The following is a 17,846-nucleotide window of genomic DNA, read 5'->3' on the forward strand; positions in this document are numbered from 1 at the left end:
GACCGTCCTCACCGGCCGTGACACGCCCCGGACCGCGGTGCTCCCCGTGCGGTGACGACGGTCCCCGGAGAGGTGATCCCCCTGCGGCTCGACGGTTGCCCGGCACGCCACCCGCCCGTGCGACCGCGGTCGGCGGGAAACGGGTTCGCACGGCACCGGACGATCGCTCAGAATCCCGGCGTGACCACCTCCGCGCGCCGCCTGCTCCGCTCCCTCGACCCGTTGCCCTTCGCCGAGCGGCAGCGCCTGCTGGCCCGCACCGCCCGCGACCTGGTCGGCACGGACCAGCTCGACGGGCTGCTGCGCGACCTGCACGGACGAGGCGAGTTCGCGCGGCGGGCGGCGCTGCACGTGGCGCACGTCGCGGGCCACCGCGAGCACGTCGAGCGGTGCCTCTCGGCGGAGCAGACGACCGTGGTGCGGGCCGCGCTGGGGGTGGCGGTCAGGCTGGGCCTCCCGCCCGAGGTGTTCCTCGCGCGGCTGCCGCACCTGTCGGCCGCGCTGCGCCAGGGGCTGGTCGACGTGGTCCGGCGGCGCGGTGCGACCGCGCTGGCCGACGCCCTCCTGCCGGAGGTGCGGTCCCGGTACGGCGACCACGGGGCCACCGGGCTGCTCGTCGCGTGCTCGGGTGCGGTGGTGGCCGCCGCGTTGCCCGGACTGGAGCACGCGGTGGTGAACTGGCCCGCGCTCGCGCGCCGGCACCCCGACGAGTTCCTCGCCTTCGTCGAGGCCGAGCTGACCGCGACACCGGTGTCGTGGTGGCCGCGGGTGTGGCAGCGCCTGGGCGCCGGTGTGTCGGCCGCGGCACCGGCGCGACCGGCGCGGGTGCTGGACCTGGTGGAGCGGGTGCTCCCGCACGCCCCGCTCCCGCCGGGCTCCGACGACGTGATCGGCGGGCTGGCCCGGCACTCGCCCGACCGGGTGGCGCGCATCCTGCTGGACCCGCGCCGCGGCGGGCCCGTCCCGGATCGACGGCCGCTGTGGCGGGCGCTGGCGGGTCTGCGGGACGCCGGGCTGATCGACCTGGCCCGCGTCCTGTCCGACCGGCAGTTGGTGCGGCTCCTGCACGAACTGCCGCCGTCGCGGCGCGCGGCGGTCGCCACCGGTGCGGTCGGCGATCGCCCGGACGTGCCGCTGGCGGTGCTGGACGAGCTGCCCGGCGCGGCGCGGGCCGCCGAGGCCCGCCGGCTGCTGGCGCTGCGGAGCGTCGCGGACCACCCCGCGCGCCGGCTCGCGGTGACCGCCCGGCTCAGCTGGGACGAGGCGAGCCCGGTGCTGCGCGAGGCCGTCCGCGGCGCCGCGGCGGAGGAGCGCGCACGGGCGTACCCGCTCCACGTCGCGGCGGCCGCCGCCACCGGGGACCCCGGGGTGTTCGGGCCGGTCTGCGCCGGACTGACCCGGCTGGCGAACGAGCAGGACCCGGTGCGCGCCCCGGCGATCAGCGCGCTCGCCGCGGTGCCGGGCCGGCTGCTGCGCTCCGCGGAGACCACCTCGCTGACCCGGTTGATGGTCGACGCCCTCGCAGCGCGGGACTGCTCGCCGCAGACCCGGTGGGCGGTGCGCGCGCTGGCGGGGACGCTGATCCGCGAGGGCGTGGTGTCGCGGACTCCGGAGCTGGTGGACGCGGGGCTGACCGGGCTGGAAGGTCTCGGCGCGCACGCGGCCTCGATCGACCTGTCCGGGCTGGACCGGGTCCTGCCGCGCGGTGCCGAGCACCACGTGTTCGAAGCGCTGCGGCCGCGCATCACGGCCGACGCGGCACGCGGCCGGTACCCGGTGCTGCTCGCGCTCGCCGCCGGACTGGGCCGCCGGGCCTGGACGGTGCCGCCGCTGCAGGACCTCCTGGACCGGGCGCGGTCCGCTTCCGACGACGGGGTGGTCCGCCGGGCGGTGCACCTGTGGCTGGCGCCACCGGCCACCAGGGACGAGCGGGTGGCCGCGGTGCTCGCCCGCGACCCGTCCACGATCACGCTGCCCGTCGTGCGGGAGACGATCGGCCGACGGCGCACCGACCTGCTGGACGCGGTGATCGGCCGACGGCTGCACGGCCGCTTCCTCAAGCGCGGCGTGCGCCACGTCCCGTCGTTCGCCCGGTGCTTCCACCGGTGGCTGCCGCGCCAGGTCGCCGCTCACGCGGCCGAACTGGCCGATCTCGCGACGGCGTCGCGCGTTCCGGCGCACGAGCGGGCGAGCGCCGTGCGCTCCCTCGGCCGGGTTCCCGGCAGCGCGGCCGTGCTGCGCGAGTTCCTCCGCGACGGCGAGGTCCAGGTGGTCGAGGCGGCGTTGTCCGCGTTGGCGTGGACGGACGAGCCGGAGGACGTGATCGGCGACCTGCTCGCCCACGCCGACACCGATCGCGCTCGGATGGCGGTGTACGCGGCGGTCAGGTGCGCGCGGTTCGTCGCGCCCGACCGGCTCGGCGAACTGCTGGAGCCGCTGCTGGACAGCCCGAAGGTGACCGCGCGCAAGGAGGCCGTCCGGCTGCTGGCCGAGCACCGTCCACCGGGCGCGCTGGCGCGGGTGGCCGGATCGTGGGACGGACCGGGCGCGCACCGCGACGTCCGGCGAGCGCTGGTGTCGGCGACGAGGTGGTTCCTCGACGACGAGGCCGCGTGGGACCTGCTGAGCAGAGCGGTCGCGGACGAGCGGGAGGTCGCGCTCGCGGTGCTGGGCGCGTCGCCGCAGACCGTGGCGCGGCAGCACCGCGCCCGCTACGCCGCGCTGGTGCGGACGGTCGCGGGCTCCGCCGACCCGGACACCGCGAACCCCGCGCTGTCCGTGCTGCGGAACTGGAGCCGGTGGGACGACGGCGCCGGTGACCTGCTGGTGCGCCTGGTGACCGACCTGGGCGGCACCGCGACCTGGAACACCGCGCTGACCTCGCTGGTGGACGTGTGCGCGGCGTCGGGCGACGTCGAGCCGCTGCGCGTCGCCGCGGCCGGTCTGGTCGCCGAGGCCGACCGGTTCGACGCGGCCGAGGACCGCGATCTGCCCGCTCGGCAGCGGCTCGGCGTCCTGGTCCGGGTCGTGGCGCGGACGCGGGGCGTACCGGTGCTGCGCGCGGCGGCGCGGCTGCTGGCCGCCGACCTCGCGGCGACCCACCGCAACCTCGCCGTCGACCTCGCGCTCGCCGCGGTCCCGTGGGACGAGGAGGGCGCCGAACTGGACGCGCTGCGCGAGGTGGCCCGGCTGGCCGACCGCCCGGCGCTCGCGCTGCGGGCCGGTGGCGAGGCGGCGCGGCACCTGGAGCCGCTGCTGCCCCGGCTGGCGCGCGAGCGGGTGCGCGCGGTCGCCGGGGAGCTGGCGGCGGACGGCACCACTGCCGCCGGGGTGCTCGCGCTCGCCGTCACCGCCCTCGCCGGGCGCGACGCGGGCTGGCCCGAGTCGTGGCGCTCACTGCTGCGCGCCCTGCGCCGGCACGACGACCCGGACGTGCGGTACGCCGCGCTGGAGACCGTGACGACGGCGGAGTGACGACGGCGGGCGACGGTGGCCGGTGCGCGCCGCCGTCGCCCCCGTTTGAGACTTGTCCAACTCGTTGCTCGGCTGTTGGCGCACGACTCTCAACGGGAGGTTCAACGATACGGTCGAATCCGTGACTGCCACGAAACAACGTGACCCCAGAGCGCCCGTCGCGGAGTGGATCCGGGTGGTCGGCGCGCGCGAGCACAACCTCGCCGCCGTCGACGTCGAGATCCCCAAGCGGCGGCTCACCGTCGTGACCGGCGTGTCCGGATCGGGCAAGTCGTCGCTGGTGTTCGACACGATCGCCCTGGAGGGGCGGCGGCAGATGAACGAGACGCTGCCCGTGTTCGTGCGCAACTTCCTGCCCTCGTCCGCCCGGCCCGCGGTCGACCTGATCGAGCACCTGCCCGCCACCATCGCCGTCGACCAGCGTCCCCTCACCGGCGGCGCGCGTTCCACCGTCGGCACGATCACCGACGTCGCGCCGCTGCTGCGGTTGCTGTTCTCCCGCGCCGGTGTGCCGTTCGTCGGGTACGCCGACGCGTTCTCCTTCACGATGCCCGCCGGGATGTGCCCCGAGTGCGAGGGCACCGGCGAGATCACCGACGTCGACCTGGACGCCTTCCTCGACCCGTCCAGGTCGCTGAACGAGGGGGCGCTGCGCGCACCGGTCTTCGCGGTGGACTCGCGGGACTGGCACCTCTTCGTCGCCTCCGGCCGTCTCGACCCCGACAAGCCGGTGGCGGAGTACTCCGAGCGGGAACGCCACGACCTGCTGCACTCCACGTCGGGCAAGGTGGCGCTGGAGGTGGCGGGCAAGCCGCTGAACCTGGCCTACGAGGGCGCGGTGGTGAAGTTCCGCCGCCGCTACATCGACCGCGACGAGGAGGCCGGGGGCAGGACCAGGGCGATGGTCGAGGCGTTCACCACGACCGCGCCCTGCCGGGCCTGCGGGGGCACGCGGTTGTCGCCGCTCGCGCTGGACAGCAGGATCGAGGGCCGCAACATCGCGGAGCTGTCCGCGATGGAGGCCGACGAGCTGCTCGGGGTACTGACCGCGCTGGACCTGCCGGAGGTGCAGCCGGTCGTCGACGCCGTGGCGGCGGGGGTGCGTCACCTGGTGGAGATCGGACTGGGTCACCTGAGCCTGGACCGGCGCACGGCCACCCTCTCCGGTGGCGAGTCCCAGCGGGTCAAGATCGTGCGGCACCTGTCGAGCAGCCTCAACGACGTGCTGTACGTCTTCGACGAGCCGAGCACGGGACTGCACCCGCGCGACGTGCACCGGCTCACGGACCTGCTGCTCGCGCTGCGGGACAAGGGGAACACCGTGCTGGTGGTCGAGCACGACCGCGACGTGATCGCGGCGGCGGACCACGTGATCGAGATGGGGCCCGGCGCGGGCGCCGCCGGTGGCCGGGTCGTGTTCACCGGTGACGTGGCGTCGCTGGCCCGGTCCGGCACCGCGACCGGCCGGAGCACGACCGCCCTCGTCCGGCTCAAGGACGCGGTCCGCACCCCCACCGGTGTCCTGCCGGTCGTCGGCGCGCGCACGCACAACCTGCGCGACATCAGCCTCGACCTGCCCGCCGGTGTGCTCACCGTGGTCGCCGGGGTGGCGGGCGCGGGCAAGTCCAGCCTGATCAACGGGGCGTTCCGGGCCCAGCACCCGGAGGCCGTGATCGTCGACCAGTCGCTGCCGCACGCGAACCGGCGGTCCACCACCATCACCTGGACCGGGGTCGCCGACCACGTCCGCGCCGAGTTCGCCCGCGCCAACGGCGTGAGACCCGCGCTGTTCAGCGCGAACTCCTCCGGCGCCTGCGCGACCTGCGCGGGCCTGGGGGTCGTGCACACCGACCTCGCCTCGCTGGACGGCGTGGCCCTGACGTGCCAGACGTGCGACGGCCGCCGCTTCTCCGACGACGTGCTGGAGCACCGGCTGCGCGGCGCGACCATCGGCGACGTCCTGGAGATGACGGTCGGCGAGGGGCGGGAGTTCTTCGCCGGCAACCGCCGCGTGGCCCCCGTGCTGGGTGCGCTGACCGACGTCGGCCTGGAGTACCTGCGGCTCGGCCAGCCGCTGACGAGCCTGTCCGGCGGCGAGAGCCAGCGCATCAAGCTGGCCACCCACCTGCACGACGGCCGCACGACCTACGTGCTCGACGAGCCGACGACCGGTCTGCACGTGACGGACGTCGAACGGCTGCTGGGCGTCCTCGACCGGCTCGTGGACGACCGCGGTGCCACCGTGATCGTGGTCGAGCACGACCTGCACGTCGTCGCGCACGCCGACTGGGTCGTGGAACTGGGGCCGGAGGGCGGCAGCCGCGGGGGGCGGTTGCTCCACCGGGGCACGCCGCGCGAACTGCTCGACGTGGCCGGATCGCCGACCGGCACCCACCTGCGCCGCGCCGTCACCGGCGTCGGGGAGGGCGCGGCGTGACGCCCCCGTCCGTCGGCGACCGCCGCCGGTTCGCCGCCGCGGTCGCCGACGCCGCCGGGGCCGTGGCGGCGGTGCTCGGGGCGAACCCGCTGCGCGGCAGCGGACCGTACCCGATCGCCGAGGTGCTGCCGGTGCTCGTCGAGCAGCACGAGTCGCTGCGGGCGGCGGTCGACGGGTGGCCGGGGCCGCTGGCCGTCGACGCGGCGGGGAGGGAGGACCCGCTGGTCGTGGAGCTGGCGGGCCTCATGAGCTGCCTGCAACTGCTGCGCGTGCTGCACCACGGGCTCGACGGGGTGCCCGCCCCGCTGCGCGTCACCGCGAGCAGGCACCTCGCGACCACGCACCTGGTGGCCCGCCGCGTCCGCGACCGGGCGCGGCGGGCGAGCTAGCGCTCCTCGGGAAGGGCGTGCCGCGGTTCCGCGCGGGAGGTGACCTCCAGCGTCCGGTGCGCCCCGTGCAGCAGCACCGGCGAGCAGCTCGGACCGGCCAGCCGACCGAGCCGGAGCCTTCATGTGAGCGCGAACAGTGCAACTCGTCGCGGTGCGGCACAACCCGCTGTTAGCGGTAACAGAATCCTTGTTCCAGGCCGTGCACTCGCGCTACGGTGGCCAGGACGCTCCCGGTCGTGCCGCCCCCGGAAGCGCACCACGGCCCCTGCTCGCGAGGAGGCGACGCACGAGTCCGCGCACGAGAACCACCGGGGCGGCACCCCACCACGTCCGCGCACCGCGACGACCTCTCCTCGCCAGCGGGACCAGCGCGTGCACACGCGCCCTCCGTCCGTCCACACCGGACGGGAACACCTCCTTTCCGTGCAGCGTCGCAGGGAGACGACCGTGACACCGACCACCCGAAGCACACGCCGACCGCACCGCGCCGCTCTCGCCGTCGCCACGACGGCGGTCCTGCTCGGCGGGACCACCGCGGCCCCGCCGGTCGCGGCGTCCGCCGCGACGGTGGACACCAGCGCCTCGTACGTCCTGGTGAACCGCAACAGCGACAAGGCTCTGGACGTGTACGACCTCGCGACCGGCGACGGCGCGCGCATCTCGCAGTACACCCGCAACGACGGCGCCTGGCAGCAGTGGCAGTTCGTCGACTCCGGCGGCGGCTACTACCGGCTGAGGTCGCGGCACAGCGGCAAGGTCCTGGACGTCTCCGGCGCCTCCACCGCGAACGGCGCCGCCCTCGTGCAGTGGACGGACCGCAACGCCGGCAACCAGCAGTTCCGGCTGGCGGACTCGGCGGACGGGTTCGTGCGGCTGATCAACCGCACCAGCGGCAAGGCGGTGGACGTCCTGGACTTCTCCACCGCCGACGGCGCGGACCTGGTGCAGTGGACCGACCTCGGCGGCACGAACCAGCAGTGGCAGCTGGTGAAGCTCGGCGGGAGCGCTCCCGGCACGTTCACCAACCCGATCAAGCGCAACGGGCCCGACCCCTGGTTGCAGTACCACGACGGGTACTACTACCTCGCCACGACGACGTGGAACTCCACGATCACCATGCGGCGCTCCACGACGCTGGCCGGTCTCAGCACGGCGGCCGACACCACGGTGTTCGACCTCTCCGGACGGCCCGGCGGGTGCTGCAACATGTGGGCGCCGGAGTTCCACCTGCTCGACGGGCGCTGGTACCTGTACTACGTGGCCGGGCAGAACGTCTCCGACTACAACCCCACGCAGCGGTTGCACGTGCTGGAGAGCGACGGCGCGAACCCGATGGGGCCGTACCGCTTCAAGGCCGACCTGGGGAACACGTGGGAACTCGATCCGAGCGTCCTGCGGGTCGGCGGCAAGCTCTACCTCATGGGCAGCGCGATGGACGGCACCCAGAGCCTGACCATCACGCCGCTGAGCAACCCCTACACGATCAGCGGTGCGCGCCGCACGATCAGCCAGCCCACCCTGGCCTGGGAGCAGCAGACCGCGCCGGTGAACGAGGGCGCGGAACCGCTGTACCGCAACGGGAAGACCATGATCGTGTACTCGGCCAGCGCGTGCTGGGGTCCGGACTACAAGCTCGGCCTGCTGACCCTCACCGGCACCGACCCGCTCAACCGCGCGCACTGGACGAAGTCGCCGAACCCGGTGTTCCAGCGCAACGACGGCAACGGCGTGTTCGCGCCGGGGCACAACGGGTTCTTCACCTCCCCCGACGGCACCGAGGACTGGATCGTCTACCACGCCAACGACTCGGCGGGCGGCGGCTGCGACATGAACCGTTCGACCAGGGCCCAGAAGTTCACCTGGAACGCCGACGGGACGCCGAACTTCGGCACTCCCGCACGGCTGGGCACGACGCTTCCCGCGCCCTCCGGAGAACCCGGTACGTGATCCGCGATGTTTGACGGCCCCGCCTTCCCGGGCACAGTGCGGTGGAGACGAGCGATCGGAAGGAGTGTCACCGTGCCGAAGGGCGACGTGGAGACCTACCACGAAGACGGCCAGTGGAAGAACAAGGTCGAGGGCAACGAGCGGGCGTCGAACACCGCTGCCACCAAGGCGGACGCCGTCTCGGTGGGACGCGACATGGCGCGCGAGCGCGAGGTCGAGCACGTGATCAAGAACGAGGACGGCACGATCTCGGAGAAGCACACCTACCCGCGCAGCAGGGACCACAACCCGCCCGCGGGCTGAGCGGACGGTCGAACCGGCCGGCGCGACCGCACCCCGGGTGCGGTCGCGCCGGTTCTGCGCGGGGACCTCGGACTCCCGGACTCGGCGTCGTAGCGGTACTCGCCGGGGAACAGGTCGACGACGGACCGCATCCTGATCGCGGCGTTCACGACGGCACCGGCGGTGACCGGGACGTCGGTGTCGGCGAGCACCCGCAGTGCCACCGCCCCGCCCAGCGAGCCGCCGAGCACGCCGATCGGACCGTCGTCCACCCGCAGCTGCGCACGGATCGACGCCAGTGCGGCCGGGAACTCCTCGGTGGCCTGCCGGACGAACGGGTGCAGGAAGGACATCAGGGGGTCCTCGCGCATCAGCTGCACGACGGCGTCCGTGCCGCCGTCGACCGCGCGAGCCCCGCACATCGGCATGCCGAGGTGCACCCGCCACGCGGGCAGGCCGTGCATCGGCAGCGCGGCGGCGAACGCGGCGTCCGACCTCGGCGCGTCCAGCACGTGCCAGGTGACGAGCAGCGGCGCGGGGTCGTCGCCGACCGGTGGCAGGGCGGTGAAGGGCACCCCGGCGGCCGTGCCCGTGATCGGTGAGCGCATGCGGCCACGGCAGGTCCGCGTCCACGCGCCGGGAACGGGTTGCGCCACGAGCGGAACCGGTTCCCCGCCGGGGCCGGACGGTGGTGGTGGCGGCGGGTCGCCCGAGCCGGACGTGGGCACCGGTGCACACCGACCGGCGGAACGTCGGCGGGCACGTCCCGGCGGTCCCGCACACGGCTGTTCGCGGTGACCGGGCCGGAGGGGCGACCGCAGCGCGGCCCGGTCAGCGGAAGATCGCCAGTGCCCACATCTTGAGCACCCCGTCCTTCGCGTCCCAGTTCTCCACCTTGCCGAGCACGCGAGCGCGGAACGACACGTCGTTGTCCGGCAGCACGTTCCGCTCGCGCACCCCGCTGCGGGCGACCTTGACCCGGACGTGGGCCTCACCGGACGGGTAGGGGGCGCGCAGGCGCAGGTAGTCCTCGTCCGACCCGTCGCCCTCCTCGTAGCCCTCGAAGAGCCCGTCGACGGAGAGGAACATCCTGGTGTCGCTCAGCTTCGCGTGCCCGGCCGCGCCGTCGGCCAGGCTCCGGTGCGCGTGCACCTCACCGGTGTGGAAGTCCGCGTAGACGATGGCGTCGGCGGCCTCCAGCGCCCGGACGACCGTGCGGATCGCCGTGATCGGCCGTTCCTCGGCCTCGTAGGACTCGGTCGTCTCGCCGTCGCGGGTCCGGCTCCCGCCGAGGCCGAACCAGTGGGTCTTCACCTCGCCCCGGCCCTCCGCGCTCTCCCTGGTGTACTGCTCCACCAGCCGCTTGAGCGCGGGCACGTCGCCCCGGTACTGGAGGATGTCCATGACCGTGGTCTCGTTGAGGTAGACCAGGAACTCGTGTTCGCCGATGGTGCCGGACGTGTCGCGGTGCGGCCGCCTGCCGCGCGCGTACAGCACCACCGCGACGGCCACGAGGGCGGCGCCCGCGCCGATCAGGGTCCAGAACCACGGGTCAGCGGCAACCACGGATCTCCTTGAACGCCTCGGCGAGAGAGGTGGCGTTGGCGTCGACCATGCGGCCCCCGGTGGCTCTCGCCACCTGGTCCAGCTCGCCTGCGTCGGCCTCTCCGAAGCGGATGGTGTAGGTGTGCACGGCCTTCACCGGTGGGTGCCGCGCCTCGTAGTTGCGCAGGAAGTCCGGCAGGCCGATCCCGGCGTTGTTCTCGCCGTCGGTCATCAGCACGATCGTGACCGGTTGCTCCGGGTCCTCCCCGATCACGGCCGCCGCCTTCTCGTAGGCGGCGTCCAGTGCCGACCACACCCCGGTGCTCCGGTCGAAGCGGTCGCTGCCGACGTGGTCGCGCAGCGCGTCGAGGTCGGCCTGCCCGCTGACGACGAAGTCGCGCTCGTCGATGACCGTGCCGCCGAAGCGCAGGACGGTGAACCGCTCACCGCGGTAGAAGCGCACGAACTTGCCGGTCGCGGACGGGTCGGCGCCGCTGAACCCGGCGAACGCGGAGCGCAGGGCGTCCATGCGGGGTCCCTTCATCGACTCGGAGAAGTCGAGCACGAACATCACGTGCGACGGGTTGTGCGAGAGGGGGTCGGCGTACTCGGCGGTGAGCCGGTCGACGGTCTCCTTGCGCTCGGGGAAGTAGAGGGTGTTCGTGCCGAAGTCGTGGAACCGCGGATCGCGCGGCACCGCGCTGTTCAGCGGGCGGCGCGACGTCCGCTCCACGATCGCGCGCTGCGCCCGCTCGGACTCGAACCAGGCCACGACGGCGCCGAAGCTGTCCCGCTTCGCCGGGTCCAGCAGCAGCATCGGGTAGTCGGCGAGGACGATGCCGTCGCGCGGGTACAGGATCTCCAGCGGCTCGCGCAGCGTGCCGCCCGCGTTGAGGGACAGCAGCACCGACTCGTAGTTGATCAGTGCGTCCGCGCTGTCCTGGTCGGCCGCGTAGGCGTCGGCGAGCTGGCGCGAGGTGTCCTCGGCGAGGGTGCGCCCGGTGAAGAACCCGCGGAGACGGTCGCAGGTGATGTCCTCCTCGCGCAGGGCGCCTCCGGTTCCCGCCGCCGCCGTCGCGACGCCGATCAGCGCGGAGAGCCCGCTGCCCGCGTGCCGCGGGTCCGCCATGCCGAAGCGCACCATGCCCATCGCCGCCCGGTCCGCCAGGTCGGCCCAGGAGAGGTGCTGGTCGGCGGTGGAGGCCCTGAGCAGCTCAGCGGTGCCCGGTTCGACTCCGACGGCCAGCGGCGAGAACATGAACCTGCTGCTGAGCGGACGCTCGCCGGTGAAACCGATCTGCTTCAGCTTCAGGTCGAAGTAGCGGTCCGTGGACAGCCAGGCGACGTCGTGCTGGTAGTTCCCCGGTTCCAGCGCGTTGGTCGCGTCGATCGTCCCCCGGTGGTCCACGACGAGTTCGACGCCGGTGTCGCGGCGCAGCTCCTCCAGCAGGGGCCGCATGTCCGTGAGCTCGGAGGAGGCGAGCACCCTCAGGACGGTGTGCGGCGGGGGCGGTTCGCCGGTGCACGCGGCGAGCAGGGCCAGGACGGCGCACAGGACGCCGAGCCGCCTCACGGGCACCCGCCGACGGTGGTGACGAGCTTCTCGAACAGGTCGAGCGGCGGCAGGTACGCCCTGGTGTGGTCGTCGTCGGCCGACGGCGCCTCGATCCCGCGCTCGGCGAGCAGGTCCGCCAGCTGCGGGCTGGCCGTGCTCTGGTCGGTGTCGAGCACCCGGAACCCGAGTTCGACCGCTCGTCGCCGCAGGTCGGCGTCGGTGCGCAAGAACTGGGCGAGCTTCGCCCCGTTCTCGTTGAGGGCGATGAACGAGGGCTGGGTCTCGAAGTGGTCGGCGGGGTAGAGCAGCACCCGCTCCTCGTCGGGACTCCCGCCGGGACGCCGCAACTGGTGGGCGAGGTACTGGTGCTCGTAGATCACCACGATCGGCGCGATCCGCTGACCCTCCTGGGACAGGTAGAAGGGGAGCCGATCGGCCGTGGGCGCGCCCTGGGCCCGGTAGAACGGTTTCAGCGACTCGGCGAGCGCGACGACCTCGTTCTCGGCCGTGGCGATCTTCCCGCCGTTCTTGGCGTAGGCGATCAGGCCCTGGTAGGTGCCGCCGGAGTTGGACTTGCACACGTCGGGCGTGTGGGCGAGGACCAGGTTGTCGTTCTGGATGCCGTGGTCGCGGATGCCGATGTCGTTCCAGCGCTTGCCCAGTTCGGTGAGCTCGACGAACTTGCCGACGTCGAGTTCGTAGTACAGCGGGTCGGGCCGGTCCGGGTTCATCGGTGCGGCGACGTCCGCGGCCTGGAGCGCCAGGGCGTACGGCCGGTAGGTGGCGAGCACGATCGGGCTGACGAACGGGACGTGCGCCTGGGCGTACTCGTTGCTCCTCTGCCGTTCGGCCAGGACGAGGTCGGCCGTGGGCTGTCCGGAGGGGAAGACGAAGTCGTACCGGCCGACGTCGTTCGTGGCGATCTCGCGCGAGCCGGAGTTGTCGACGACCACCTCGATCCCGTTGCGCTTGAGGATCTTCTGGACCTCGGTGTCGCGGAAGAGGTCGGCCTTCGAGCCCATCTTGCCCCTGATGACGGTCGTGGCCTGCGTCGGCGGCGCCGAACGGACCACGAGAGGCGTCACCACCAGCAGGAGCAGCCCGACCACGCCCACGACGACGATCGGGGCCAGGGCAGGCCGAGGCGGAGGTCGTCTGATCGTCAACAGCGGTTCTGCGGCCACGCGCCCTCCAGCGGTTCCCCCACGGTGCCGACTCCCAGCAGTACACCCGCTCGGTGAACACGTCCAGACATCCGGATAACGCTTCACCCCTCGCGCGCCCGGCTCCGTCCGCCGGGCCGGACCCCTCGAATTCGCCAGCGGTCCGGCCCGGAACACGCGCGGCGCACTCCCGGTGTTCGACGACCGGCACCGGAGGAGGTCGTTCCGTCGCATCGTTCGACGAAACGTCCTCTTCCGGTCACAGAATCGTCCTCGTTCCACCGGAGCGGCGCGCTACGGTGCTGGGAGGTGCTCCCAGAACGGTTGAGCCGGTTCCGTCGCCCGGTGTCGAACAGGCGCGTCACGTCTTCCGCTCGAAGCGGGGACGAACGCGCACGAGAAGTTCTCGGCGACGAGGGGATCGTGGCGCGATGAGGCCGACGGGAATCGGATGGCGGGCGGCGGCGGTGGCGGTGGCCGTGCTCGGCGGACTGGTGACGCCGCCGCAGACGGGTTCGGCCGACGTCCGCGCCGCGGCGGACTGCGGCAGCGGCAGCTTCCACGCGGAGGCCTACTCGAACGGCGGCACGTGGACCGCGCGGCGCGGCGGCGCGGTCGTCCACACGGGAACGGACATGCGGGCCGCCGTGCAGGCCGCGATCGGCAGCCTCACCGCGGGGCGCACGTCGAAGGAGCGCGTCGTGGTCCGGCAGGGCGGCACGATCAGTGCCGGTGCGCGGATCTCGCTGCCGAGCCACACCGTGCTCGACGCGTGCGGCACGATCGACGTCACCGGATCGGGTTCGGGCGACCAGGCCCCGGTGTACTCGCGCGGCACGACGGACGTCGAGGTCCAGCACCTCCGCGTCACGGGGACTCCGCTGTACGGCGTCTTCATGCGCAACGTGACGAACGTGGTCCTCGGGCAGATCGACCTGCGCGTGTCGAGCGGGCTCGGCGTCCGGATCGACAACCTCGGCGACACGAGCGTGCGCAGCCGCAACATCACCATCGGCGACGTGCACGTCTCCGGCACGAGCACGCACGGCGTGGAGACCTACGGCGTGGACGGCCTGCGCATCGGCACGGTGACCGCGCGCGGGACCCGCGACTCGGGGCTGCTGCTGAACAACACGATCAACGCGACGATCGGCACGGTGGACGCGCAGAACGCCGGCACGGGCACCGGTTACGCCGCGTTCAGGGTGGCGAACCGCAACGGCCGGATCGGCGACGGCTATCCGACGAACGTCCGGGTCGGTCTGGTGAGGGCCAGTGGCGGCGGTCGCGGCGTCTTCTGCGTGTCGGAGAGCGGCGGGCTGGTCGTCGACCGGGTGGAGCTGTCGAACACCGGCAACAACGCGATCCTGGTCGAGAACTGCCACAACGTCACGATCGCGAGCCAGAGCGGCACCGTGAACGGCGGTGGGGAGATCCGGCTCGCCGCGCGCGGCGAATTCGCCAACAACTCCGACGTCCACGTCCAGAACCTGACCGTCACGAACTCCGCGATCCGCGAGAGCCCGTGCGGGAACAACACGGTCTTCCGCAACAACTCGCTGGTGAACAGCAGCATCGACGTCTGCTGACGGCGGCCGCGCCCCCGGATCAGTCCGCGGTGAACCTCCTGGCGCGGAGTTCGGCCGGGGGCGCCTCCCCCGTCGACGTCCCCGTCCGGTCGTAGGTGGTCGCCACTGCCGTGCCGGTGAACGCGTCCCCGGTGACCCGCAGGTCGAACCGGATCTCGCTGCGCCCCAGGGCGAGCCGGGTGACCCGGTCGGCCCTGGTCTCCAGGAAACCGCCGAGGACGCGGTCGCCCTCCGCGCGCCAGACGCCCATTCCCGTGCTGTCGCTGGAGACGGCGTTGCCGCCCTCGGGGTTGGACTGCAACATCGTGCCGCCGGCGTTGAACATCATCACGTGGTGGTCGAACGGGGCGCCGTCGACCCAGACCTCCCACACACCGACCACGGGGTGCACGTCCGGTGCTCCCCGACCCCCCGGGTCCCGCGGGTCAGCCACGACGACCCGCTCCGCACAGCGACGCGAGCGTCCCGGCTCCGCGCTCGACGTCCGCGACCGCCGCACCGGCGATGCTCAGGCGCATCGAGTTGCGGCCCGCGCCGTCGGCGGTGTGGAAGACGCTTCCCGGCAGGAAGGCGACACCGGCGTCGAGGGCGCGCGGGAGCAGCTCGTCGGCGTCGAAGTCGTCGGGGCCCTCCACCCAGGTGAACAGACCGCCGTCGGGGTCGGACCAGCGGAACCCGTCCGGCAGGTGCGCGCGCAAGGCCGTCTGCAGCAGGGCCGTCTTCGTGCCGTACACGTCGACGACGTGCGTCAGGTGCGTCTCGAACTCCGGCGAACCGAGGGCTTCGGTCGCGACGGCCTGCGCGAGGGCCGAGGTCTGCATGTCGATGCCCTGCTTGAGCCGCAGCACCGCCTCCAGCAGCAGCGGGGGCATCGTCGTGATCCCGACGCGCAGGGCGGGGGCGAGCGTCTTCGACAGCGACGTCAGGTACACGACGTGCTCCGGCGCGTGCGACGCCAGAGCCGCGACCGGCTCTCCCCGGTAGCGCAGGTCCCAGTAGACGTCGTCCTCGACGGCGAGCGCGTCGTGGCGGCGCAGCACCTCGGCCACCTCGCGGCGGCGGTCGGCGGACGCGGTCCTGCCGGTCGGGTTCTGGAACGTGGGCAGCAGGTAGGTGAGGGCGTCGCGGTGCAGCGTCAGCCCGGTGTCGAGCGCGGCGGGGACGACGCCCTGCTCGTCCGTGTCGACCGCCACGACCGTCGCGCCGTGGCTGCGGAACACCGACACCGCCGGTGCGTACGTGGGCCGTTCCACCAGGACGACGTCACCGGGGTCGATCAGGGCCGCAGCGACGCTGTTGAGCGCTCCCGAACCACCGGTGGAGATGTGCGTGCGCTCCGGACCGGCGTGCACGCCACGAGCCGCCAGCAGGGGCTGCACGGCGGCCAGCAGCGGCTGGAAGCCCCGCGTGGACCCGTACTGCAGGACCGACGAGCCCCACCGGGTCAGCGCTCTTTCTGTGAAAAGACTCACCAGATCGACCGGAAGCAGATCGACATCGGGTGCGCCCACCGCGAAGGAAACGACTTCGGGCCGCTCGGACAACTGCTCGTGAACATCGGCTATGCGATCCCGCCCGAGCGCGGCAGCCCTTCTGCTGATCTTGCTCGAAATGTTCACAGCTTCTCCCGCGCGACGACGCGACCCCTTGTCACAGCAGCGAAGCTACCATATATTCCACTCGCCCCGGACTCGCCGGAGTCCGCACCGAACAATCTTATGAAGATCAAGGAAAATCGCACCGTGAGCAGCAGCAACAACGTCCACGTGGTCGGCCCTGCGGCATCACGAGCGATCGTGGGCCCCCAGGGCCAGCACCTCGTCCCGTGCATCACGGCCGAAACCGCCGGAACTCACCGGCTCTCCGCAGGATTGGTCGTGATGCCGCCGGGAACCTCCTCGCAGGTTCACCACCACAGCCACAGCGACATCGTGGTGATGTGCGTTCAGGGTTGGGCGGCGTCTCTCATCGGCCCCGAACTCGAACCGCGCCTGCACGGTCCGGGAGAGTTCATCTACATTCCAGCCGGTGTTCTCCACATGGCGGTGAACCTCAGCACGACCGAAGAACTCGTCGCCGTCGAGTCGCGCACAGATCCTCAGTTCAACGAGGACGTGGTCGTCTCCCCCGAGTTCCAGGCAGCGGGTGAGGCCGTCGCCGCGACGCTGCGCGCCGAGTTCGACGGTGACGCCGCCAGGGCGGCGCAGAAGGAGCGCGCGGCACAACTGCCACCGGCCCTCGCCGGTTTCGACGTCGTGGGGCTGGCCGAGCGGGCGTTCGTGCAGTGACGGCGTCGCCGGACGGCGGCGCACCCACCTGCGAGCGGCCTCGTCGCGGACCTCGGCCCCCGTGAACACCCGCTGACGACGACCGGCCGGGCACCGGTGCCCGGCACTACGGGCGCGGCTCGACCGCGAGCACCGGCCGGTCGGCGTCGAGCAGGACGCGCTGCGCGCTGCTGCCCACCAGCAGCGCCCACCAGCAGCGTGCCCACGGGGAGCGGCGGCGCAGGCCGATGACGATCAGGGCGTGGATCGATACCTTCGGGGCATGACGTTCACGCTGGAGCAACTTCGCGGGTTCGTCGCGGTGGCCGACGAACTGCACTTCGGGCGTGCCGCGGCCCGGTTGACGATGACCCAGCCACCGCTGAGCCGGCAGATCCAGAAGCTCGAACGGGCGGTGGGCGCGCAGCTCCTGCTCCGGGACAACCGGCGGGTCGCCCTCACCGCCGCGGGTCAGGTGTTCCTGGTGCAGGCGCGGCGGCTGCTGCGGCTGGCCGAGACCGCGCCCGAGCAGGCCAGGCGGGTGTCGTCGGGCTCCAGCGGCCTGCTCCGCGTCGGGTTCACCGCCGCTTCGGCCTGCGGCGTGCTGGGGTCCCTGCTCAACCGGCTGTCCGAGGAGCTGCCCGACCTCGACGTGGACCTCGCCGAGATGGTGACCCGCGAGCAGGTCGCCGGGCTGCTCGACGAGGAGGTCGACCTGGGGTTGGCGCGGCCCCCGTTCGACCACGCCACCTTCGGCTCGCGCCTGCTGCACCGGGAGGCGCTGCTGATCGCCGCGCCCGAGGGCCACCACCTGCTGGGCGGGGGTCCGGTGACGGCCGCCGAGGTGGCCGCCGAGCCGGTGGTGATGCACTCGCCGACCAGGGCGCGCTACTTCTACGACCTCGTGGTCGGCACGGTGCCGATCGCGCCGGAGAACACCGTGCACACGGTCGGCCAGGTGCTCACGATGCTGTGGCTGGTGGCGGCGGGCCGGGGCATCGCGTTCGTGCCGGAGTCCGCGTCGCGGATGTCCGTCGACGGTGTCGGCTTCGTGCCGCTGGCCACCGCCGTGCCCGAGCCGGTGGAGCTGCACCTGCTGTGGCTGCGCGAGTCGACCAACCCGGCGCTGTGGCGTGCGCTGGGCGCGCTGGAGGACTGATCGCGCCGGGCGATGCCGTCGTGGTATCGAACAATGCGC

15 protein-coding genes are annotated in these 17,846 nt (G+C 73.0%); 8 read left to right on the forward strand and 7 right to left on the reverse strand.

Translation table 11 applies throughout. The features are described from left to right. Positions 1-180 precede the first annotated feature (180 nt). The 5 genes from IMZ35_RS05295 to IMZ35_RS05315 all read left to right on the forward strand — a co-directional run bounded on the left by IMZ35_RS05295 (position 181) and on the right by IMZ35_RS05315 (position 8,550). A complete protein-coding gene (locus IMZ35_RS05295) occupies positions 181-3,474 on the forward strand; it encodes a hypothetical protein (protein WP_199439793.1) in 3,294 nt (1,097 codons plus the stop codon). A gap of 121 nt (positions 3,475-3,595) precedes the next feature. Continuing rightward, entirely contained in the window at positions 3,596-5,911 is a 2,316-nt protein-coding gene (locus IMZ35_RS05300; protein ID WP_199439794.1) for an ATP-binding cassette domain-containing protein, read from the forward strand. After that, complete coding sequence (locus IMZ35_RS05305; RefSeq protein WP_199439795.1) at positions 5,908-6,300, forward strand: hypothetical protein; 393 nt, start codon at positions 5,908-5,910, stop codon at positions 6,298-6,300. Before IMZ35_RS05300 ends, IMZ35_RS05305 begins: the two co-directional genes overlap by 4 nt. Before the next feature lie 447 nt (positions 6,301-6,747). After that, a complete protein-coding gene (locus tag IMZ35_RS05310; RefSeq protein ID WP_307867775.1) occupies positions 6,748-8,247 on the forward strand; it encodes a family 43 glycosylhydrolase in 1,500 nt (499 codons plus the stop codon). A gap of 72 nt (positions 8,248-8,319) precedes the next feature. Then, positions 8,320-8,550 carry a DUF2188 domain-containing protein gene (locus IMZ35_RS05315; protein ID WP_199439796.1) on the forward strand — a complete coding sequence of 77 codons (231 nt, stop codon included), beginning with the start codon at positions 8,320-8,322 and terminating at the stop codon, positions 8,548-8,550. Here IMZ35_RS05315 and IMZ35_RS05320 read toward each other — a convergent pair. The 4 genes from IMZ35_RS05320 to IMZ35_RS05335 form a co-directional block, all read right to left on the reverse strand. Further along, positions 8,511-9,137 carry an alpha/beta hydrolase family protein gene (locus IMZ35_RS05320; RefSeq protein ID WP_438816826.1) on the reverse strand — a complete coding sequence of 209 codons (627 nt, stop codon included), beginning with the start codon at positions 9,135-9,137 and terminating at the stop codon, positions 8,511-8,513. The two genes, IMZ35_RS05315 and IMZ35_RS05320, sit on opposite strands and share 40 nt — an antisense overlap. 223 nt (positions 9,138-9,360) lie before the next feature. Next, positions 9,361-10,095 carry a hypothetical protein gene (locus IMZ35_RS05325; RefSeq protein ID WP_199439797.1) on the reverse strand — a complete coding sequence of 245 codons (735 nt, stop codon included), beginning with the start codon at positions 10,093-10,095 and terminating at the stop codon, positions 9,361-9,363. Further along, the gene (locus IMZ35_RS05330; RefSeq protein WP_307867776.1) at positions 10,082-11,653 is read right to left on the reverse strand and encodes a substrate-binding and vWA domain-containing protein; all 1,572 of its coding nucleotides are present in this window, start codon (positions 11,651-11,653) and stop codon (positions 10,082-10,084) included. The genes IMZ35_RS05325 and IMZ35_RS05330 overlap by 14 nt, the downstream gene beginning before the upstream one ends. Beyond that, positions 11,644-12,813 carry a hypothetical protein gene (locus tag IMZ35_RS05335; protein WP_199439798.1) on the reverse strand — a complete coding sequence of 390 codons (1,170 nt, stop codon included), beginning with the start codon at positions 12,811-12,813 and terminating at the stop codon, positions 11,644-11,646. Before IMZ35_RS05335 ends, IMZ35_RS05330 begins: the two co-directional genes overlap by 10 nt. 410 nt (positions 12,814-13,223) lie before the next feature. On the opposite strand from IMZ35_RS05335, the gene IMZ35_RS05340 reads away from it, so the two are divergent. Then, on the forward strand, positions 13,224-14,381 hold the full coding sequence (locus IMZ35_RS05340) for a hypothetical protein (protein WP_199439799.1): 1,158 nt from the start codon (positions 13,224-13,226) through the stop codon (positions 14,379-14,381). A gap of 19 nt (positions 14,382-14,400) precedes the next feature. Here the strand turns inward: IMZ35_RS05340 and IMZ35_RS05345 are convergent, their stop codons facing one another. After that, positions 14,401-14,763 carry a hypothetical protein gene (locus tag IMZ35_RS05345; RefSeq protein WP_199439800.1) on the reverse strand — a complete coding sequence of 121 codons (363 nt, stop codon included), beginning with the start codon at positions 14,761-14,763 and terminating at the stop codon, positions 14,401-14,403. Positions 14,764-14,806: 43 nt separating this feature from the next. After that, positions 14,807-16,000: an aminotransferase-like domain-containing protein gene (locus IMZ35_RS05350; RefSeq protein ID WP_307867777.1), complete on the reverse strand. Its 1,194-nt coding sequence runs from the start codon at positions 15,998-16,000 to the stop codon at positions 14,807-14,809. Here IMZ35_RS05350 and IMZ35_RS31645 point away from each other — a divergent pair. Then, positions 15,932-16,669, forward strand: coding sequence for a cupin domain-containing protein (locus tag IMZ35_RS31645; RefSeq protein ID WP_199439802.1), 738 nt, complete (start codon positions 15,932-15,934; stop codon positions 16,667-16,669). The two genes, IMZ35_RS05350 and IMZ35_RS31645, sit on opposite strands and share 69 nt — an antisense overlap. A 106-nt stretch (positions 16,670-16,775) precedes the next feature. Here IMZ35_RS31645 and IMZ35_RS05360 read toward each other — a convergent pair whose 3' ends face one another. Then, on the reverse strand, positions 16,776-16,952 hold the full coding sequence (locus IMZ35_RS05360; RefSeq protein ID WP_199439803.1) for an adenine nucleotide alpha hydrolase family protein: 177 nt from the start codon (positions 16,950-16,952) through the stop codon (positions 16,776-16,778). Here IMZ35_RS05360 and IMZ35_RS05365 point away from each other — a divergent pair. Beyond that, the gene (locus tag IMZ35_RS05365; protein ID WP_199439804.1) at positions 16,932-17,807 is read left to right on the forward strand and encodes a LysR substrate-binding domain-containing protein; all 876 of its coding nucleotides are present in this window, start codon (positions 16,932-16,934) and stop codon (positions 17,805-17,807) included. The two genes, IMZ35_RS05360 and IMZ35_RS05365, sit on opposite strands and share 21 nt — an antisense overlap. The last annotated feature ends 39 nt before the right edge of the window (positions 17,808-17,846 follow it).

The organism is Umezawaea beigongshangensis (assembly GCF_016464305.1).
GTDB lineage: Bacteria > Actinomycetota > Actinomycetes > Mycobacteriales > Pseudonocardiaceae > Umezawaea_A > Umezawaea_A beigongshangensis.